Source organism: Methanolobus sp. ZRKC5, assembly GCF_038446525.1.
Lineage (GTDB): Archaea > Halobacteriota > Methanosarcinia > Methanosarcinales > Methanosarcinaceae > Methanolobus.
Map to the genome: position 1 here is coordinate 235,188 of NZ_CP151792.1, position 21,370 is coordinate 256,557.

The 21,370-nt window shown below is 40.7% G+C and carries 19 protein-coding genes and 1 tRNA gene; 6 read left to right on the forward strand and 14 right to left on the reverse strand.

Going from position 1 to position 21,370, the window contains the following annotated elements; translation table 11 throughout:
• The first annotated feature begins 60 nt into the window (after positions 1-60).
• Together WN948_RS00980 and WN948_RS00985 are read left to right on the forward strand one after the other, a co-directional pair.
• Positions 61-1,515: an IS66 family transposase gene (locus WN948_RS00980; protein WP_342306509.1), complete on the forward strand. Its 1,455-nt coding sequence runs from the start codon at positions 61-63 to the stop codon at positions 1,513-1,515.
• 195 nt (positions 1,516-1,710) lie between these two features.
• A complete protein-coding gene (locus tag WN948_RS00985) occupies positions 1,711-2,784 on the forward strand; it encodes an AAA family ATPase (RefSeq protein ID WP_342306510.1) in 1,074 nt (357 codons plus the stop codon).
• Between the two features lie 29 nt (positions 2,785-2,813).
• Here WN948_RS00985 and cas1 read toward each other — a convergent pair whose 3' ends face one another.
• On the reverse strand, positions 2,814-3,455 hold the full coding sequence (gene cas1, locus WN948_RS00990; protein WP_342306511.1) for a CRISPR-associated endonuclease Cas1: 642 nt from the start codon (positions 3,453-3,455) through the stop codon (positions 2,814-2,816).
• A 474-nt stretch (positions 3,456-3,929) separates the two neighbouring features.
• On the opposite strand from cas1, the gene WN948_RS00995 reads away from it, so the two are divergent.
• Positions 3,930-4,709 (forward strand): 4Fe-4S double cluster binding domain-containing protein, encoded by a 780-nt coding sequence (locus WN948_RS00995; RefSeq protein ID WP_342305105.1) that lies wholly within the window; start codon positions 3,930-3,932, stop codon positions 4,707-4,709.
• A 391-nt stretch (positions 4,710-5,100) separates the two neighbouring features.
• Here the strand turns inward: WN948_RS00995 and WN948_RS01000 are convergent, their stop codons facing one another.
• Positions 5,101-5,391, reverse strand: a complete 291-nt coding sequence (locus WN948_RS01000; RefSeq protein WP_342305107.1) for a hypothetical protein — start codon at positions 5,389-5,391, stop codon at positions 5,101-5,103.
• Positions 5,392-5,497: 106 nt separating this feature from the next.
• Here WN948_RS01000 and WN948_RS01005 point away from each other — a divergent pair, with 106 nt between their 5' ends.
• Both WN948_RS01005 and WN948_RS01010 read left to right on the forward strand, forming a co-directional pair.
• Complete coding sequence (locus WN948_RS01005) at positions 5,498-6,034, forward strand: YkgJ family cysteine cluster protein (RefSeq protein ID WP_342305109.1); 537 nt, start codon at positions 5,498-5,500, stop codon at positions 6,032-6,034.
• 735 nt (positions 6,035-6,769) lie between these two features.
• Complete coding sequence (locus WN948_RS01010; RefSeq protein WP_342305110.1) at positions 6,770-7,060, forward strand: hypothetical protein; 291 nt, start codon at positions 6,770-6,772, stop codon at positions 7,058-7,060.
• 343 nt (positions 7,061-7,403) lie between these two features.
• Here the strand turns inward: WN948_RS01010 and WN948_RS01015 are convergent, their stop codons facing one another.
• From WN948_RS01015 to WN948_RS01050, 8 genes are all read right to left on the reverse strand, one after another.
• Positions 7,404-8,108 (reverse strand): LrgB family protein, encoded by a 705-nt coding sequence (locus WN948_RS01015; protein WP_342305111.1) that lies wholly within the window; start codon positions 8,106-8,108, stop codon positions 7,404-7,406.
• Complete coding sequence (locus tag WN948_RS01020; RefSeq protein WP_342305112.1) at positions 8,101-8,457, reverse strand: CidA/LrgA family protein; 357 nt, start codon at positions 8,455-8,457, stop codon at positions 8,101-8,103. The genes WN948_RS01015 and WN948_RS01020 overlap by 8 nt, the downstream gene beginning before the upstream one ends.
• Before the next feature lie 129 nt (positions 8,458-8,586).
• Positions 8,587-10,023: a DEAD/DEAH box helicase gene (locus WN948_RS01025; protein ID WP_342305113.1), complete on the reverse strand. Its 1,437-nt coding sequence runs from the start codon at positions 10,021-10,023 to the stop codon at positions 8,587-8,589.
• Between the two features lie 234 nt (positions 10,024-10,257).
• Positions 10,258-10,335, reverse strand: a tRNA-Glu gene (locus tag WN948_RS01030).
• 67 nt (positions 10,336-10,402) lie between these two features.
• Complete coding sequence (locus WN948_RS01035) at positions 10,403-10,753, reverse strand: Lrp/AsnC family transcriptional regulator (RefSeq protein WP_342305114.1); 351 nt, start codon at positions 10,751-10,753, stop codon at positions 10,403-10,405.
• A gap of 19 nt (positions 10,754-10,772) precedes the next feature.
• Positions 10,773-10,997 carry an LSM domain-containing protein gene (locus WN948_RS01040; protein ID WP_342305115.1) on the reverse strand — a complete coding sequence of 75 codons (225 nt, stop codon included), beginning with the start codon at positions 10,995-10,997 and terminating at the stop codon, positions 10,773-10,775.
• Positions 10,998-11,121: 124 nt separating this feature from the next.
• Entirely contained in the window at positions 11,122-11,526 is a 405-nt protein-coding gene (locus tag WN948_RS01045; RefSeq protein WP_342305116.1) for a DUF3467 domain-containing protein, read from the reverse strand.
• Positions 11,527-11,618: 92 nt separating this feature from the next.
• Positions 11,619-14,096 (reverse strand): DUF5814 domain-containing protein, encoded by a 2,478-nt coding sequence (locus WN948_RS01050; RefSeq protein ID WP_342305117.1) that lies wholly within the window; start codon positions 14,094-14,096, stop codon positions 11,619-11,621.
• Between the two features lie 109 nt (positions 14,097-14,205).
• Between WN948_RS01050 and WN948_RS01055 the strand changes: the two genes are divergently transcribed.
• Complete coding sequence (locus WN948_RS01055; protein WP_342305118.1) at positions 14,206-15,039, forward strand: RAD55 family ATPase; 834 nt, start codon at positions 14,206-14,208, stop codon at positions 15,037-15,039.
• A 19-nt stretch (positions 15,040-15,058) separates the two neighbouring features.
• Here the strand turns inward: WN948_RS01055 and WN948_RS01060 are convergent, their stop codons facing one another.
• The 4 genes from WN948_RS01060 to ileS all read right to left on the reverse strand — a co-directional run bounded on the left by WN948_RS01060 (position 15,059) and on the right by ileS (position 20,874).
• Complete coding sequence (locus WN948_RS01060; RefSeq protein WP_342305119.1) at positions 15,059-15,853, reverse strand: MTAP family purine nucleoside phosphorylase; 795 nt, start codon at positions 15,851-15,853, stop codon at positions 15,059-15,061.
• 4 nt (positions 15,854-15,857) lie between these two features.
• A complete protein-coding gene (locus tag WN948_RS01065; protein ID WP_342305120.1) occupies positions 15,858-16,961 on the reverse strand; it encodes a DUF373 family protein in 1,104 nt (367 codons plus the stop codon).
• Between the two features lie 100 nt (positions 16,962-17,061).
• On the reverse strand, positions 17,062-17,691 hold the full coding sequence (locus WN948_RS01070; RefSeq protein WP_342305121.1) for a 6-hydroxymethylpterin diphosphokinase MptE-like protein: 630 nt from the start codon (positions 17,689-17,691) through the stop codon (positions 17,062-17,064).
• Positions 17,692-17,697: 6 nt separating this feature from the next.
• Positions 17,698-20,874: an isoleucine--tRNA ligase gene (gene ileS / locus WN948_RS01075; protein WP_342305122.1), complete on the reverse strand. Its 3,177-nt coding sequence runs from the start codon at positions 20,872-20,874 to the stop codon at positions 17,698-17,700.
• Positions 20,875-21,370 lie beyond the last annotated feature (496 nt).

The window sequence follows — 21,370 nt, forward strand, 5'->3', positions numbered from 1 at the left end:
TTCTATGTGTTAAAAAATATTCAGTAAAATATCATAAAAAACGTCTATCAATCTGAGGGGATTTGTATAGACCGCGAAGAAATACTTGCAGTTTATGAAGCTGGTCCAGAAGCAGTAGTAGAACTTGTAACTCGATTACTTGGGATAATTGAACATCAATCTCTCCAAATTGCACAACTTGAAGAGCGTGTCAGGCATTTGGAAGAAATGCTTGAAAAGAATAGTCGCAACAGTAGCAAACCACCTTCTACTGATTCTTATGCACGGAATAAACCAACCCTTAAAAGTCAAAGAAAAAAGACCAATAAGCATGTAGGTGGTCAAAACGGTCATCCTGGTACTACATTAAGAATAAATGATGATCCGGATGAAGTTATTGTTCATCCTGTTAATCAATGCGTCAATTGTGGGAGATCGTTAGCTTCTGTTCCCTCTGACTATGAAAGAAGACAGGTCTTTGACATTCCTCCTATAACTATCAATTGCATTGAACATCGTTGCGAGATTAAAACATGTCCCAAATGTTCTCATGTAAACAAAGCTCTTTTTCCAGATGGTGTAACTCAGCCGACTCAATACGGTCATCGAGTTAAGTCATTTGCAGTTTATTTGCACACTTACCAATTACTTCCTTATCAGCGTGTTACCAAGTTGTTCTCTGATATTTTGGGATGCAAGATAAGTCCTGCTACTTTGGTGAACACGGAACGTAGTTGTTTTGAGAAGCTTGGAGCTTTTGAAAATACAGTGAAACATCTCCTGAAAGAATCTCCTGTCATCAATCTGGATGAAACAGGAATGAGAATAAATGCAGTTCGTAATTGGCTTCATGTGGCAGGTACAGACAAACTGACCTATTATTTTGCACATCGCAAAAGGGGCTCAGAAGCAATGGATGCTATGGGCATATTACCAGGTTACACTGGTGTTGCAACACATGATTTTTGGAAACCGTACAACAAATATGAATGTCAACATTCATTATGTAATGCACATTTATTACGAGAGTTAACTGGAGCTTCCGAAAACAGGGATCAACAGTGGCCAAAGATAATGAGTGATCTCTTGATATGCATTAAACATCATGTTGATAATGATCTTTTAGATACTGAGCTAATTCAAAGGTTCAGTGAGGATTATGATCACATAACTTGTTTAGGAGTGAATGAAAATCCTCCTGATCCGGAATCAAATGTGCGGTCTAAAAAACGAGGACGTAAGAAGCAGACCACGGTAAAGAATTTGCTGGATAGGTTTATTGGCCATAAAGAGGATATCTTGCGATTTATGTACGACCAAAACGTTCCGTTTGATAACAATCAGGCTGAAAGAGAGATCAGAATGACGAAAGTACAGCAGAAGATATCAGGTACTTTCCGCAGTGAACAGGGTGCAAAAAATTTCTGCCGTATAAGAGGATACGTGTCTACTGTTAATAAGAATTCTGAATCTGTTATCGATGCAATTAGTGCAATATTTTATGGCAATTCATTTGTTCCAAAGTTGCAGAATTGATCGTGGATGAAGAAATCAGCTTGGTGGAAGTGAGCTAGGCTGAATAGTTACAAAAACGATTTACTAAATACTGAAACTTTTAAACATATTAGAACATGGCTTCAACTTCCATTTCATTCTAAAGAACAAGGCGAGGATATTCATCTCAAGGGTGAGCTAGAGAAATATTCTAAACCCCAGCCAGGATCACACCGTATAAGAGGAGTGGCAGGGAGTGGAAAAACATTAGTAGTTGCATGCAGAGCAGCTAGATTGGCAGAACTAGATAAAGAGAATAAAATCCTTATTGTTTCGTATAACAAAACATTAGTGCATTATATAAAGGACATGATTAAAAGAACGCCTTTTGAGTTTTATACTACACAGATTGTTTGTACTCATTTCCATGGATTGTGCAAAGACTTATTGAATGAGTTGGAATATCCTAAGCCGAAATTTTTTTTTCTTAAGTGCGTTGTTCCAGCTATAGAATATGCCCTTAAAAATGCATCACATACTGGCCTTAGTACAGATGAATTAAAATATGATGCAATCTTGATTGATAAAGCTCAAGACTTCAAAGCTGAATGGATTGATTTATTGAGGAAATTCCAGAAAGGAAGAAAAGAGTTTTTGATAGTTTGTGACGAAGCACAGAATATCTATGAGCGTAATATAAAGTGGACCGACAATATAGGGATAAAAAAAGGTTTTGCTGGCCCATGGGGCAAACTACCCAATTGCATCCGTCTTCCTAGGTTGATAGCCGAAGAAGTTAACAGATTTTTAACTATGTATTTACCGAATGTAAAATTGCACCCCATACCTACACAAACCAAATTGTCTGAATTTAACCATATATTAAGATGGATATCTTGTGAAAGTGATGATGAAGCAAAAAATCAAATTGAAGCTGCATATAATTACTTATATAGTGAAATTGGCCAACACCCAACAGATATTGTTACGCTTTTCCAATGTAGTGATATGGGTGAAGAAATGGTCAAAAGATTCGAAAATAAAAACATTTACGTAAACCATGATTTTGATGATATACATAAGGAATCCTTTTGGATGGGAGATGCTCGAACTAAAATGAGCACAATCCATAGTTTCAAAGGGTTTGAACTTAAAAATGTCATAGTTGTTATTGAATTTGATAACCCGTATCTCATATATACAGCGATATCAAGAAGTCAGGAAAATTTAATTGTTATAAATCGCGTTCCTAAATATGATGAATATGGAAAAGAATGGCAAAATACAAAATCATTTCATGTACCAAATTAACTTTTATGGCGTAAAGTAGTAGATTTAAATCAACACTCTCCCCACATTTCTACTCTTTCCCTGACATGTGCATTCAAGCTAAATGGCTTATCCGCTTCAGCATTCTTTTTCATGTAATGTAGAGTGCCTTTAGAGAAACCCATCTTCTTCCATTCAGAGTATGGAATACTTAGAATCTTCTGCCTGATTTCGTCTGAATCCTGCCTTTCAACAGCATAAGCAGGCTTACTGAAATCAAGATTCTTCCTTTTACCAACAAGATACTGAGCAAGCTCCCTAGTCTTCAATAACAGAGCATAACTCCACATAACAGATTGTTTCTTGTAAGCTACCTTCTTATTCATCCAGTTGTTGAACTCCTCAGTCACCTTCTTAGCTCCCGATGGTTTGAGCCTCAATGAATAGCTCTCAGTCCTGATAAAGTCCTTGTTCTCCATTTTTCTCGACTCAATCAAGCTAATAACTGCAAAATCAACAAGGAATCTGAAAGGCTCTTGGAGATCATAGACTAAGCTGTTCTTACCTGTTGCCATTTCATGCAAAAAGCCTACATGTACATCCATACCAACTGCATTAATGGTTCTCATGCACTCAGCTTCAAGAAGAGAATAAACGTAATTGAGCATAACATTGGTCTTATCCCCTGCTCCCACCGGTCTTCTATATCCCAGAGAAAAAGAGTGGGGTTGTAATTATCTCTTAAAAAATATCACTCACCTAAAAAAGGTATATACACCTGTTTACCATTAATTCAAAGTAAATCTTTGGCTATAAAGTATCAAACTGATAAGTTCAATAAGATTGCTAATCTGAATTATTGAAACTATCTTTTGCCATTGGAAATTGCTACTGGATTAAGTATATATGTATTTGGCATCAAATATTCTGTTGAGATAGTTTTATTTTCTGTTAGAGTAACTATTCAGCCTGATAAAAACGCTATCAATAACAATCTTGACAAAAAGTTGAAACGTAAATTTCATTAGGATCATTTATTTTGATTGTTGCTATTGATTGCTTTTTTGATTGTTAGATTGTTAGTGAGCAGACATCTCTATTTCGATGAAATCAGTACCAATAGGCAAATCGTGCCAGGCTGAATAGTTACCTGTTAGAATACCTGTGATGGAAAAAGGGAGGAGAAAATGAACTTAAAACAAGAAATACAAGAACGTGCTTTCCAAGAAGGTTTCCAACTTTTTGGTGTTTCAGATTTAGAAAAACTGGAAAAGGTTGATTTCCCAGATGATAGAGGAATGATGCGGCCATCTGAAGTAATGCCTGAAGCTAAATCTGCATTTGTAATGGGTTTAGTTCTCTGGGACGAAGGTTTGAATGCTGCAATAGCATCTGTAAGTACGGGCGATTTCTCTGGAGGGGAAGCTGACTATTACAATTTGTACTATGAAGTAACCGAAACTCGTGCATGGCGCTTGATTTCTTGGTTAAATGAAAAGGGATACAAAGCACTTCCATCTCATGCAGTTCATGAAAAGGTTGCTGCATATCTTGCAGGATTAGGATTTATAGGGCATAATACTCAGGTTATAACTCCTGAATATGGACCCAGAGTCAGATGGGTGACAGTATTGACAGATGCGGAACTTGAGCCAGATGAGCCTTTTGACCGGGATCTGTGTGCAGAACAACCTCTATGTCAGAAACAGTCTCTGTGTGTTAAAAGTTGTCCATATCAAGCGATTATTCCCGGCCCTTCCCAAGGAGTAGAACCCGGAAAGAAAGTTCTTTATGATAAATGTGTAGTTTCCCATGAATTTGACAAAGACGTTTCTCCTCAAAATGAGAAACACATACGTCGTATAACAGAAAGGGGATTCATGGAATGTACAATATGTAATCTGGTATGTCCCTACGGAAAACCAGTGGAAGAACGCATAATTCCTGGTAAAAGAGGCCTTGATTGAAGAGGAAGTACTATTTCTTTTATTTTTTTTAACGTTCTATTTGACAAAACACATTTTTTTCATAAATCCGCTTTCCACATTTCCAGTCTCTCACTCACATGAGCATTCAGGCTAAATGGCTCCTCAACTTCAGGCATTCTTCTTCATATAATGCAAAGTACCCTTAGAGGATCCCATATGCTTCCATTCAATATAACCAATAGCAAGAATCTTTGTAACTATTTAGCCTACCACAATTAGCCTATTGATACTGATTTAATCAAAACGGAGATGTTTGCTCACTAACAACCTAAGAATCAAAAAAGCAATCAATGGCAACAATCAAAATTAATGATCCTAATAAAATGTAGGTCTCAACTTTTTGTCAAGATTGCTATTGATAGTGTTTTTATCAGGCTGAATAGTTACGAATCTTTTTCCTCAACAGGTCAGTATCATCTCTTTTCCCAACGTAAGAAGGTTTACTGAACTCAATCGTCTTCCTCTTACCGACTAGATATTGAGCTAATTCCCTAGCCTTTAACAAAAGAACAGTTACCCAAATAGTATTTTTCCTCCTGTACTCGACTTTAGCATTCATTCTTGAGTTAAACTCTTCAGTAACCTTCTTAGCTCCTGATGGTTTTAACCTGAGTGAATAGCTCTCAGTCCTAATGAAACCCTTACCATCCATTTTACCCAATTCAAGCAACTTGATTGTAACTAAATAAACAAGAATTGCCTACTAAGATGATTTAGAAAAATTCATATAGAACTCCATTGACCTTTTTATTATGTCTGAAAAAAGAATGTTAAGTGATTTACCTTTTTTTGAAACTATTCAGGAGATACTTTCACACTATTCTTATCCACCTACATGTCCTGCACTTTGCTGCAAAATAGCAGATATAAATCTGGATGAAAATGATCTGGATCTATTAATGCAGGCACCAAACTATAAGGCTGATGTGATTGAAGCCTGCAGTGAAGAAGGAGAATATCCGTACAAAATACAACCTCCTTGCCCTTTTTTGGACTCTAACATGTGCAGCGTATATGAATGGAGACCAACAATATGTCGAATGTTTCCGTTTAACATCTGCAATGTTCCAGATGTATTGCTTCTCTTTCCAGGTGATATGGGGGCAAATATATTCAAAGACTATGTCGAATATTCAGAGAATATACTAAAGCAACCTATTCCTGCAAAAACAATCGATGAATTCGAACAATCACATCGTTCTTTTGAGAGCAAGCTTGAACAGGGTTTGCCCATTCCCATGTTAACTATTAAAATTAAGACTCTGGCACCTTTTAAGGAATATCTAAGATCAAAATATGCTTAGTGTTGCTCAAACTGTAACATTGTATATCCTATTTTTTTGTCTCTGTAGAAATCCTCGGTGTTCAGGCGAAAATGAAGCTAATGATTATTCACACTGTACTGTCTGATATTTAAAAAAATTCGACTTTTCGTGATTGAGTATTAATTTTTTGTAACTATTCAGCCTGGCACGATTTGCCTATTGGTACTGATTTCATCGAAATAGAGATGTCTGCTCACTAACAATCTAACAATCAAAAAAGCAATCAATAGCAACAATCAAAATAAATGATCCTAATGAAATTTACGTTTCAACTTTTTGTCAAGATTGTTATTGATAGCGTTTTTATCAGGCTGAATAGTTACAATTTTTTTTCGTTTTTTACAGAACAAAACAACCATTTTTTATTAAAACCAGTAAATGCCGTCTACTACAGGGGGTCCTGTTAACAAAAAAAAGGGGTGAGGGGGTTCGGGGGAGAGGGGAAAAGCTTATGGTTATTTCAATAACTTCTGGATTGACTAAGTCCAAAACATTTATAGAGGAATTTAATTCACAAATGCGAGGTATAAACTTAATAATAAAGCCATTGCTGCTTTTGGTAATAAAAACAGTCTTATCGTCTTTATCTATCGTAAGAAAGGATTAGTTCTATCAAAACTTCGAACAACGTTCTCTCCTAACCTACAAACTCACAACAGATACCCATTTATATCCCAGCAATAGAGTTTACTGCACTATTATGGAGGTTAGTCTATGGCAACAAGATACATTAAAAAAGTTGGTGTGCTTTCACTAGGAAAGATCCTGGCAGTGCTTTACGCAATAATGGGCCTTATATTAGGAGCTTTCATGACCCTTGCTTCCCTGACAATAGGAGCCATGTCGTACCATGCTGGAATGGGAGGGATGTTTTTCGGGGCAGGGGCGATTATAATATTACCCATTTTCTATGGAATTCTCGGTTTCATTACCGGTATAATCACGGCATTGATATTCAACGTGGCAACCGGATTTATAGGCGGTCTGGAAATAGAAGTTGAATAAACAAGCTTGGTAGAAATATTCAATTAGCAATCAAGGCTCGACCCAGACCTCAAGCACCCTGTCCTTGATCTCATAATCCTTAACAGTAGTTATCTTCATGTCCTTCGGATTCTCGACCCAGCCCAGATCATACTCTTTCTTGTCCATTCCGCCGCAGCATATCTTCCTTGTGATGGTAAGATTTAGCTTTACACTGTCAATATCTTCCTCGTTGATCTCGTCAGCGACATCCTGATATCTTTTTTGTATAAGAATCGTGAAAATTCCCCATGAATATAATTTCGTTTGTGGAGATAATCATTTCCATTCCACCTCCCAAGAGTCGGAGACCAACAAGAGCAGCTCACATGAGCAACTTGGCCAGTATCGGAGCAAGGAACACAGTAACGAAACCTGCAATACCTATCGCCAGACCGCTCATGGCTCCCTCGGTCTCTCCCAACTCAACGGCTTTGGTCGTGCCAAGTGCGTGGGATGATGTTCCAATTGCAATTCCTACAGCCACCTTGTTTTCTATCCTGAACAATTTGCAGATCATAGGAACCAGCAACACACCGGCTATGCCCGTAAAGACTATGGCTGCCACAGTTATAGATGGCAGACCTCCAAGCTGGCTGGATACCTCTATTCCAATGGGGGTTGTGACTGATTTTGGTAGCATTGAAATACTTACAAGCTCATCAAGGCCGAACATCTTGCACATGACAATAATGCTTACGATACCTGCGGCAGAACCTATACTGATACCAGCAAGAATGGGAACAATATTATCTTTCAGCAGGCTAATCTTCTTGTACAGGGGTACAGCCAGGATAACGGTAGCCGGACCCAGGAAGAATGATATGAACTGCCCGCCCCTGTTGTAGTCTTCAAAACTGATATGAAAGCTCAAAAGGAGAGCTATGATCATTAACATACTCAGTACAAGCGGGTTCATGAGGGGTGAACCTGTTTTTTTGTAGAGCAGGCCACCTGCGTAGAATGTCAGTAGGGATATTCCTATGCCAAATACAGGAGACTCAATAAACAGAGAAATAAGCTCACTCATCGGACTGTCTCCTATTCATTAGTATCTGTATTGTTGTACCAGTTACAACTGCAATAATAAAGGTCGAAACCACGGATATGAACATCAGAGCAATCCATTTTCCTTCAAGTATCGAGAAGCAGGTAATCAAACCCACGGCTGCCGGAATGAAGAAAAATGAGAGATGTTTTAGCATGAAATTGCTTACATCCTCTATCATGGACAGTTTGATGATACCTGTCAAAAGAAATAATAACAACAGCATCATTCCCAGAACATTTCCCGGAATGTGCAGATTAAAGTAATTATGTAAGAGGTCACCCATAAAACATATAGCCAGAATTATGGCGAACTGAATAAGATGCTTCATTTTGATATCACTTTCGTTTTTTATGAGGAGATAAATAATACGTTATACAAAACAAGCGTAACCCATCCCACTCTCAGGCTTGTTAAACCCTTCAAATATCAAAAAATAAAATAATAGGAGGTGATGCGATTACTGGCGACTTCTGGACTGACCAGAACTTCGGCTAGCAGAGTGATTCCTGGTGCCTGTTTTGGTACCCTTTTTGACACCTGTATTACTACTACTCTTATTGCCAGCATTACTGCTAACTTTGTTTACACTCTTATCCTGGCTTTTTTTAGCACCTGAGTGCGCAGGCTTATTTTTATGGCCTTTACTCTCATTCTTCTTGCCTCTGCCTGTACCCCTTGATTTAGAACTTCCTCTTGGGTTTTTCTGTCCCCGTTGTTGCCTTGGAGCTGGCTTTGCTGCATCACCAGTGGCAGTTCTAGCCTTTTCTGAATGATACTCGTGTTCAGCAACCTCGATTTTTGTTCTGGTGAGCTTTTCGATCCCACGGAGGAAATCACGCTCATCTGCAGCACAGAAAGAATATGCTGTTCCCTGGGCACCTGCCCTTGCAGTACGGCCTATGCGGTGTACGTAGCTTTCAGAGAGATTTGGCAGGTCATAATTTATGACGTGGGATATATCTGGAATATCAATTCCACGAGCTGCAATATCTGTTGCAACAAGCACGCGAAGTTTCCCTGACCTGAAATCATGGAGTGCCTTTGTACGATGGGTCTGGGACTTGTTACCATGAATAGCATCGGTAGGAATCCTATTCTTGTTAAGCGTCTGAGCAACTTTGTTTGCACGGTGCTTTGTACGTGTGAACACAAGAACACACTCCAGATGTTTGCCCCTCAGAAGTTGTAAAAGCAATTCATTCTTATCATCTGAATCAACGAAAAATACATACTGATCTATAAGCTCCACTGTTGTTGCCTGTGGAGTTACCTCTACTGTAACAGGATTTGTAAGTAATTTCCTGGCAAGTTTGGATACATCAGGGGACATGGTGGCTGAATAGAAAAGTGATTGACGTTTGTTTGGCAGCAGATCAACGACCTTGTATACATCGTTAATAAAGCCCATGTCAAGCATCCTGTCAGCTTCATCAAGGACAAAATACTCCACACCTGAGAGTCTCACATGCCCCTGGTCCATAAGGTCAAGCAATCTGCCCGGAGTCGCTACAAGGATGTCTACGCCCTTTGAGAGGGCCCTGACCTGAGGACTCTGGCCAACGCCGCCAAATATGACCGTATGCTTGAATCGTGTGAACTGGCCATATGTTGCAAAACTATCTCCTATCTGTGCTGCAAGCTCCCTGGTGGGTGCAAGTACAAGAACACGTGGTTTTCCCGGACGTGGAGACTTGTATGATGCAGACATATTTTGAAGGATTGGTAATGAGAAAGCGGCAGTCTTGCCTGTACCTGTCTGAGCGATACCGATCATATCTTTACCATTTAACAAATGGGGAATAGATAATTTCTGTATCGGAGTAGGAGTAGTATACCCTTTTTCGGACAAAGCCCGCTTCAGCGGGTGTATTAAATTAAGATTATCAAATGACACGTAAACCTCTGCTTACAGTGCAAAAATCATTAGAAATTATATCCGACTGACCTTACCCAAAAAGAACACCTCATCAGGATGAAAGCCGAACTCTATGATTACTTCCGCACAGTAAAATATCTATAAATTAAATTTTAATTCATTGTTACAAAAACGACATCTATACAGTTGAACAGTTATTAATTTGTGAGAAAACATGAATGTTAACTTCAAAAAATTAGTTGAAAAATTGTATGGTGCTCCGGCCGGGATTCGAACCCGAGTCTTCGGCTCGAAAGGCCGGAATGATTGACCGGACTACACTACCGGAGCACGTTGATTTCGCTTTAGTGAAGCGACTCCAACATAACAGACATAGTTATTAAACCTTTCGCCTGGGTCAACACATTTCCTCTGCTTTTTCACTATCATTGAGATTTGCAACCCATGCAGTGAGCTTTCCACAGGACTCCGGCTGACATGCATCCCTGCAACCTGCACAGGGTGAGAACATCTCTCCAGATAACAGGAGATCAAAACAAGGAATCTCGTCTTCCTTTACCTTAAGAAGGTAAGTCCTGGCTCCGTTAGAAACAGCTTGCTCCCGGATGATAAGTTCATCATCCAAAAGCTTCGATACAACTCGGGAACATTTGCGGCTGTCGATTTCAAGCATTTTCCAGAGTTCATTCTGGAAAACACCTTCCTTACTGTCTCGAATAATATTCAATGCATCTTCTTCGATACTCATGCTAGTTTCCACTGGGTGTTTATTCTTCCATCGGAACAACAAGAATAATATTATTTCCACGCAATACGACAGAACCAAGGGAACGCAGGCGCTCGCCGTCTGCTATCTCTACAGTATCCACCATATGCAGGTTCATATAATCATCTGCACTTTTTAAAGTTCCTTCGAGCAGGTGAAGGTCACCTTTCATCTCTACCTGGACTTTAGATCCAACTAATTTCTGGACTTTCTTACTAGGGAACAAAATTAATCCTCACTTTCATTTAAAAGAATAATACTATCTATATGCCATTCTATATTCAGGCTAATTAAAATAGCCAATATCATATTTATTCTTGACGATTTGCGCATAAATACTTACTGCAATATCACATATAACCCTGTAGTTCAGTACTATCCTGTACAACATCTGGTTTCTTCGTCTTTTTTACACCCATTTGGGGTTTTGCAATTGGACCAAATGTGGCTTCATAATTTTGTATATGCTGACTGAGCCAGCGTACAAGTTCAACGGTTGCCAGCGGGGAAAGTATAACTTCGGTCTCAAGCCGTCTCTGAATAACCTGCTCATCACCTTTCTTGCTAACTGCCATAGGCAGATCATTGTAGAACCCAATCCTGAAATCATAAGGACTGTGGCCGCCAATTGCGCCAATGGAGTAGACCTGCTTAAAATCATCCGGTTTATGCAGCTCTATTCTGACATTCTTCTTTTTCTTAATCTCTTCCGGTTTGTCGGTCATCACGTCACCTTCGTGTTTTTCTGTGCCCATATAATCACATCCTCAATAGGCATCTATCTGCAGACATAACTATTATAATTTTTGATGCCAATGATAATTGCTTTAATGACCAGATAATGACATCAGCCCTCAACGAGTTTCCTAAGGCTTCTTGCCCTTAAAGAGATATCCCGTTTGGAATGTGCTGCGGCGATCATCTCCACAGCCTCGAGGTTACGTACCACATTATCCAGATATCCAAGCACATCTCCTGGGTAAGCAGTTATTCCATAAAGATTCTCAAGTTTCCTTACAATCCCATCCGGCTCATACCCTTCGGCCCTGATAGAGATGATCTTCTCTGAGAACTTACGCTCAGCACAACCACAATAAGGAGAATCGCGGCAATTACATGTCAGAAAATCAGCAGCAAACTCGAACAACTGGTCACGCAGCGTGATATCCAGTTTATCCATATTTTCCCCCTCAAACAGAATATCCAGAGAAGCTCCCTGAAATACCCTTGAAGGAAGGTTTACATTAAGAGCAGCAGATATACGAGGCGCATACTTGTAATAGACCGAATCAAAGAACTCCAGATTAGAAACAGTAACCAAAGGGTCCTGTTCAACAAGAACGGAATCACGTATTAGAAATGCCGTTGAAACTGAAAGAAAATGCCCGGCTGCGATCTTTCCAAATCTTGTAAGTGAGATAAAATCGCCTTTTGCATGCAGGAACTTATTTCGTGCAAGTTTTTTAAGCAAAATATCTACGTTATAATCAGCTAGCATATTGAAATGGATCTTTTCAAGGTCTTTCCTTGAAGAAGTCACAGCAGCTGATGCAAGAACTTCTTCCAGTTGTTCATCATCACCATACTGGACCTTGGTATGCTGCATCTCACCTTTAAGCAGTTTCAGGGCAACAGCATCCTCGGTATCACCCTTATCACCCGAATATTTCTTGTTCGGAACAGCAAGCACGATAACCTCACCACGATCATGATAATCAGGTCTTCCTGCACGTCCCAGCATTTGAAGGAAGTCCTGCATTGTAAGCCATGCAATACCCATTGCCAGAGATTCAAATATGACCTGTGATGCCGGGAAATCCACCCCGGCTGCAAGAGCTGCTGTTGTTACAACAACAGGAAGCTTGCCTTTAACAAAAGCGATTTCAATTTTTTTGCGTTCCTGACTTGTAAGACCAGCATGATACGGAGCAGCAGATATTGGCAGTGCTTCAGAGATGCGATGGCAATTGCGTCTTGAATTAGTGAATATTATAGTCTGTCCCTTATGCCCTTTTGAAGACATTATGGAAAATTCTTCCCTTACAAGTTTTGCCATTATCTTTGTCTTGGAATGTTCAGGACAAAGTATCAGATGTCTTTCAATAGGTACCGGACGATACTCATACTCAATGAGTTTCGCACCAAGCTGTTTTGCACGCAGTTGTGGTTTTGCCACAGTTGCCGATAGATAAATGAACTGCGCATCTGGAGCAATGTACTTCAATCTGGCAATAGCACCATCCAGACGGTGACCTCTTTCAGAATCCTCAATTGTGTGAACCTCATCTATGACAACTGTTCCAACATGACCCAGCAGGTCAGCACCACCTGTCCTGAGGATATAATCAAGACCTTCATAAGTCCCTATTATTATATCAGAATCCAGAGTTCGCGTCATAGAAGCATTCTTTGAGGTTTTGATACGTGCACTACCCACCCTGATAGATGTTTTGATACCAATAGGTGAATATCGTTTTGTGAACTGGTCATATTTCTGGTTAGCAAGTGCCACCAATGGTACAAGATAAAGCATCCTGCCCTTCTTTCTTAGAATATTCTCAACACCTGCCAGCTCGGCTATCAAAGTCTTACCTGTGGCTGTAACAGACGTAACAAGCTGGTTCTGCCCTTTAAGAAGACCATTTTCCACTGACAGAGCTTGTACCGGCAGAAGAGTTTCAGATTTTGCAAGAAGCAACTTTTTAAAGCTCTTGTGCAGAGGCAGGTCCTTTATCATTTCCTTTGATACGGAAGTGTTTGCAGCAATGGAATCAAACTTTGTAAGCTCACGGTCCAGCTCATCAGGACTTATCATGGCCATGGTCCTGTCAAGATCCTTTGTCTTAAGCATTATATCTTCAAACCGCTGACATACTTCATCCCCGTAATTTACATGGGAACTTTTGAGCGTACGGAAGAGTTCTTCCCTTGCACATTCCTCACATAATTTACCCCGATGATATCTAATTGAGCGTCTGTTCAAGAAATTGAACTTGTTATTCAGCAGGCAGAATCTGCATGCATTTACAAGATCTGCACTGAGCTGAAAACCCTGAAGCATTTCAATAAATCTGGCAGCCTGCTCATCATCGCCACCTTTTGCTATCATTATACGATCGGCGATCCTTATAAGGTCGACAAATTCCGATGGTGACCTGTACTCTCCTTTCCCATCAGTTTTAACCTTGAATTTATGCGGACGCGGGCCTGCATCAGTCTGCCTCAGGACAAGTTCACCGACAAAAAGAGGTTTTTTCTTTTTATCCCGTATCGGCAGGATAATAATTTTGGACCTTTCGGTGCTTGCAAGTATCCAGAGAGTCATTGATGGTCTTTGATAACTGATAGTCTATAAATACTATTGTATTTGCCTGAAAGAAGTATTTTATAATATTAAACCATATATAATAACTTAGTATAATTGAGGATGAAAAATGCTGGATTCTAAAAACATGATGGAAACTGGAACCATTAACTTTGAAGCCGAATCCAGAGATGAGATCGAACCTTCCCTTTATCAAAGTCTTAAAAAACAGGAACAAAATCAGGTAGTTGAAGATGAATTCCGCCTGAGTTCAACTGGAATTTTAGCTCTTGACAGGACAATGGGAGGAGGTTTGCCGGCTGGATCGCTTACATATTTTTCAGCGGACCCACGTTCAATGTCTGAGGTCTTTCTTTATCAATTCACACAATCACGCAAAACCTATTATTTCACAACAAGCAGGAAACCAAGGTTTGTGCTCAATGATGTGATAAACCTTGGATTTGACCCGACGAACATCATCTTTGTGGACATATACAGTGAGTACTATTGTACCGCATGTGGGGATAAATCCGATAATGTAGGTAACGAATTCATAGATGCCAAAATAATAGATTTCACCGAGTTCAACCTGCGCAACATTGCAAATGATTCAAGCGGCGAAGAAGTGAACATAATCTTCGATTCATTCTCATTCTTTATGGAACTTACTGTAAACAAAGGATACATTAAGCAACTGGTTAATGTACTCTATGAAACAACAAAAGATCTTGGATGCCTGACATACCTTTATGGATTGAACAACACTAACGCACAGGATGTTGAGAGCTTTACTTTCAACGTATGCGATGTTATATTTGAGTCGATGCTTGACAAAGGAGCGGACAAAGTAGCATGCAAACTTGCAATTCCAAAGATAAGAGGAATGGTTCCCAGTGAAGAGATTATAAAATTCAAGATTAGCGAAGGTATACAGATCGATACATCCAAGGATATTGCATGATATCCATCTGTCCTAAATTTTAAAGCTCTGCATCCGAGGTTGCCAGAGAACAATTACAGCCATCTTTTTCCGGAAGAGATTGTATCACATCTGATAGTACATCCCTCAATCTGTTTTTTATGCCTGCGAGAGTATCAAGCACCTCACTAACTGTCATTTTGCCCGTTCCCAGACCACATGCATCATTGGTCACGGTACAAATAGATGCATAGCACATGTTCAGTTCTTTTGCCAGCACTAGCTCAGGCAGACCGGTCATGCCGACAACATCCCCGAATTGTCGCATCATACGTATTTCTGCTTTTGTTTCAAATCTTGGACCTTCAGTACAGGCATAAACACCTTCTGAAAAACCAATATTTCTTTCAGTAAGAGAATCACTTATAAGTTGACGTATCTGAGGACAATAGGGTTCACTTACGTCCACATGTACCGTCCTTTCATCAAAGAATGTTGAAGGCCGGTTCTTAGTAAAATCAATAAAATCATTGGGCAAAAAGAAACTTCCAACAGGATGATTTTTCATAGTGCCTACAGAATTGGTGGCTATTATTCTCCTCACACCCAATTCATGTATGGCATGGATATTGGCCCTATTGTTAAGCATATGAGGTGGAACATGCCGGTCACCATCTGCATGTCTGGGTATCAATGCAACATTCCGGCCTCCGATTTCCAGAGTATAGACGAGGACATCGCCGTAAGGAGTGTTCACAGCCAATTCCTGATATGAACCTTCAGAAGTGAAAGCAACCCCACCTATTAGAGCGGCATGCAGATCCAGATCATGATACATGTTCTCTTTTTCCTGCATAGTTTTACCTTTTAGACTTTTTCCCGGTCGCCTGCGGATTATTTGATACTTTGATTCCCGTCAGTGCAAGGATGATAGCGAATACTATTGAATAGACGAATAGTTCCAGTCCTGAACGCGGATCACTTATGCCGCTTCCAAGCACCGGGCTCATTGACATAATATAACTGGTGGATCCCCAGAAAAGGAAACCTATGGACACCACAAAGAAAGCAGGTATCAGGTACCGCCTAAAAGACTCACCGCGTTTCTTACAATCTATAATCTTTCCCGCATCTGCAAAAAGGATTGCCAGAATGTAGATCCAGATAGTCTTGTTAATGAAAGCTGTGAATAGCGGGACAACTCCATAATACCAGATGCCTTCTGACGTGTAAAATGACCACACATCCATAAGACCTAACAAAGTAGCCACTACTATTAAGAAAACTGCCGTTGCATAAGTGAAAAATGTCATTCTTCCTGAATGGAAAGAGTCTTTTAACTGCTCCCAGTAGAAAGTAACTGTATCGCTGAATCCACGGTAAAGCATATAGAGACCCACAGCCGCCAGAATACCTATGATAGCACCCTGAGAATAGTTAATCAGCAGGAAGAAAGCATAGATAAGAGATGCAAGTCCCAGCGGAACAAAGAATGTCTGGGATATTTTGGGGTCATTAAAAGCATGTTTGATTATGTAGTATGTACTTTCCAGGTTAGCACTCTGCATTACCACGATTCTTCTTACAGAATCTATCTTGATCCTTGACTGGACAATAGGTAGCAACGTTTCATCCTCAGCACCATCAGATACGAATATCGCAGATTCTGCCGGGAACTTCTTCAGGATCATATCAAGCTGGTTAGCTATCTTCTGGTCAGAGATTATACCAATGTTCCTGTCGCCTGCAAAGGTAATGATTTCCGCATCTACTCCCCTTGCAAGCAAGTCATCAAGTATCTTGACACCTCCGAAGATCGTGTTAGTATCAGAATCTTCGGGGTCTGCTGTTGCAAGCTTTACTGCTGCCTCTATATTAGCTTCTTTACCTATCAGAGGTACCTGGACATTCGCTTTGTCCCCAAGGTCATTATCCCTGTCTATGCAGATTACCAGTGTTTGCATGAAACTCCTGTAGATATTTATAACGAAAATATAAATAGATACTGATAAATCAGTATCTGTAAAGAACTTACAAAAAAGATAAATAAAATGTCCTATGATTTTAAGGAATTATCTTTTCAATAAGCAAGCGAGCCCATTTAAGTTTCTTTTTCTTAATAGGATCGACATTACCATCATCAAAATCAAAACCTATGAGAGTTATACTGGCAGCGCCGAATTCTTTTGCAAGATAGACGCACCGGTCACCATCGCTAAAACCTCCGAAGTTGTACACATTGTCCAGAGATTTTGCCTGTGTGCTTCCAATCATTCTTGTCAGCCAGGGAACATACATCTCAAGTTTATCAATGTTGTCACCATGTGCATGCACCACCATCAAGCACCCTTTTTGATTGGCAACTATCTCTTTATCGACATCGCCATCAAGATCAGTGACTATGATCTCAGGAATGATATCACGGTCAACAAGCACAGCAGCTGCTCCATCGGCAGCTATTATAACAAAATCATCTGCGTTGACAAGCTCCAGTTCATCCCTGAGTAACGGAGCATTGCCGCACACAAGTATATCTTTTCCTTCGATTAACTGATGAAGCCTAAGAACACCAGTAGTATTTGAGGTTTTGAGCATACCAGAGAGGATGAGAGCAGCCTGCTCATCACCTTCCCTGCTAAAGCCCATGTCATTTAATATGGACTCGTAAATGGGCTCCCATTCATTAAAGTCCATATATCCTCAGTTAACCTTCGATATACCAATCTTCATGGATATGCCTTCGACATTCCAGTCCTTCTCAAGGGATCCGGAAGTGTCGACATCAAGACCTATCACCTGAACATTTGAACGGGTCTCTTTTGCGATGAACTGTTCACGATCAAGCACAAGATCCAAAACTCTTTCGTCATTGATCTGTATGTGTGAACTAATGTTGTCATCAACTGCAAGATCGAGCTCTTTTCGCATGTCCTGCACCCTGCGGATAACTTCCCTCGTGAAACCTTCAGATTCAATCTCACGGGTGAGGTTTGCATCCACATAAATGGCACCTGCACTTGACTGAGCACTCGCAACCATTTCAGGCAATGCCTCAGTGAAGTTCACCATTTCAGGCTTAATTGTGACTTTTCCACCAGGTATCTCAAGTTCGAACTCCCCTTCCAGAGCTAGTGCAGTCTTCAACTCAGTAGCGTCAGTCTGTTTTATAGCTCCAATGACCTTGCCGGCATCGCCTTTAAATACTGGGCCAATGGCACCGTGCTCTGGATTTACCTCAAATCCAAGTTCATCCCATGATTCGCCTATACCTGTTAGCACAATGTCCTTGGAATTAGTCTGATCCATGAGCACAGACTTGAGATCCATCACAGCATCGGCTGCCTGCTGATTCTCAGGAGTGAGCACTATGCGTGATACAGGCCATCTAAGCTTCCTGCCTACCTTCTGACGGGCATTGGATGCAGATTCCACAATTGAACGAGCCATTTTCATGTGAGCTTCAAGATCCTTGTCCACGAGGCTCTCATCGATAACCGGCCAGTCGGTCATGTGAATTGATACCGGAGCATCTGGATAAACGTTCTTCACAAGATTCTGGTACATCTCCTCAGCCAGGTGTGGCATGAATGGTGCAATCACCTTTGCAGTCAGGACAAAAACATCATACAATACACGATAGACTGCAAGCTTGTCCGGATCGTCAGCCTCTACCCAGGTTCTTGGCCTGATAAGCTGGATATACCATCTGGAAAGATCCTCAAGGACGAACTCGTTTACAGACCTCAGTGCCCTGTGCAGTGTACACTTGGCCATGGCATCATCCACATCAGCAATGAGTGACTGTGCCCTGGAAAGTATCCACCTGTCCTCTTTACGCAGATGTGGCCTGACAGACTCAAGTGATACCTTTGAAGGATCGAACTTGTCAAGCACCATATAAGGCAACGGGAAACGATACACATTCCAGAGAATGTTTAGTGTCCTGTTGATGTTCCCAAGTTCATCCGGGACGAATTTCAGGTCATCCCAGGGTGAACTGGAAGAGAGTACGAAACTACGCAGTGTGTCTGCACCGAACTTCTCAATGACGTCGACTGGTGCAATGACATTACCAAGACTCTTTGACATCTTCCTGCCTTTGTCGTCAAGAGTAAAACCATGCATCAGCACACTCTTGTATGGAGCCTTACCGAAAGCCACCATACTGGCACCAAGTTGTGAATAGAACCATCCACGAGTCTGGTCCTGCCCTTCTGTGATGAAGTCTGCAGGCCACCATTCATCAAATTGTTCCTTTTGCTGCGGGAATCGCAGGGTTGCCCATGAAGCTACGGCTGAATCGAACCAGACATCAAAGACATCTTCCACACGCTTCATCTTACCACCGCACTGGCAGTCCAGCAAAACCTCATCCACGTATGGTCTGTGAAGTTCAATATCTTCAGTAAGACCTGACATTTCCTGAAGTTCTTCTTTTGTACCCATGACATGCAATCTGTCACAGCTATTACACATCCAGACAGGTATCGGTATACCCCAGTATCTCTGGCGTGATATGCACCAGTCACGTGCTCCCTCTACCCAGTCCTTAAACCTTGCAGAACCTGCCCAGTCAGGATACCAGTTTACTTTCTCGATTTCTGAAAGCATCTCTTCCTTTAGGTCACCTATTTTAATGAACCACTGTTTGGTAGCAAGATAGATAATAGGAGTCTTACAGCGCCAGCAATGTCCGTACCTGTGTTCAATAGTTCCTTCTGAGAGTAGGTTGCCACGTTCCTTAAGATCCTCGATAATGACTTTATTGGCCTCACGGATGTGCATACCAGCATATTCACCTGCTTCTTCGGTGTAACGTCCGTCAGGACCCACTGGACAGAAGATAGGAAGACCGTTCTTCTTACCGACCTCAAAATCGTCCATACCATGCCCGGGGGCAATGTGTACACAACCAGTATTCTCTGCGGTCACAAAATCAGCAAGATAGATGCCGTGCTCCATAGATGCCTGTTTTGGCACCATGTCATGCAGCGGACTTTCGTAGGAAAGTGATGTGAGGTCCTCGCCAAGCATTGTATCCAGCACTTTATAATCAACATACCTTCCTTTCCTGAGCAGAGCTTCCATAAGTTCGGAGGCCACAATAAGGACTTCTTCCTTACCATCTGAAGCCACAGCCTTTACTTTTGAATACTCAAATGACGGATGTACTGCCACTGCAACATTGGAGGGGATGGTCCATGGAGTTGTGGTCCATATGACAACAAAAGTGTTCTCTTCACCGTTTATCTTGAATTTGACAAATATGGAAGGATCTTTGCGTTCCTCGTACTCGACTTCAGAATCTGCAATTGCCGTTTCGCAGCGCGGACACCAGTTGACCACACGTTTTCCCAGCTCCAGTAAATTTTTATCCTGGGCCTGCTTGAGGGTCCACCAGGCAGCCTCAATGTACTCATCCTTGAGTGTCATATAAGGATCTTCCCAATCAAGCCATGCACCAAGCATCTGGAATTGACCGGTCATATCATCCTTCTGAGTAAGAGCAAATTCCTTACATTTCTCGATGAAATTGCCAACACCATATGCCTCAATATCCTTCTTGGAGGTAAAACCAAGGGCACCTTCCACTTTAACCTCTATTGGAAGTCCATGCATATCCCAGCCTGCACGGTCAATGATATCATGGCCGTTCATGGAACGATATCTTAAAATGGAGTCTTTGATTATCTTATTCCAGGCAGTCCCCAGATGTATATGCCCAGTGGTATATGGTGGACCGTCCACGAAAAAGAACTTTTTTCCACCCTTTCTGTGCTCACGTACCTTGGAATAGGCATCGACCTCTGTCCAGAAATCATGTACCTTCTTCTCTATTTTCTGTGGGTCGTATTGATTGGTGATCTCCTCTATCATACGGATTCTCCATGCTTAAAACTTGATTGTAAATATAACTGTAATAGTAAGTGTGCTATTTCTACTGCAATATTCAATTTAAATATATTGCATCGGGATAAACCTTTTCTCTTCATGTGATTGAATTTGTTTTCAACTAAGGGCTTCGTGAACTACCCCTCAGCTAAAGACTCAGGGGTTTTTCGCTCCAAATTATAAAAAAAGAAGGTAACTATTCAGCCTGATAAAAACGCTATCAATAACAATCTTGACAAAAAGTTGAAACGTAAATTTCATTAGAATCATTTATTTTGATTGTTGCTATTGATTGCTTTTTTGATTGTTAGATTGTTAGTGAGCAGACATCTCTATTTCGATGAAATCAGTACCAATAGGCAAATCGTGCCAGGCTGAATAGTTACAAAAGAAGTAACTATTCAGCCTGATAAAAACACTATCAATAGCAATCTTGACAAAAAGTTGAGACCTACATTTTATTAGGATCATTAATTTTGAT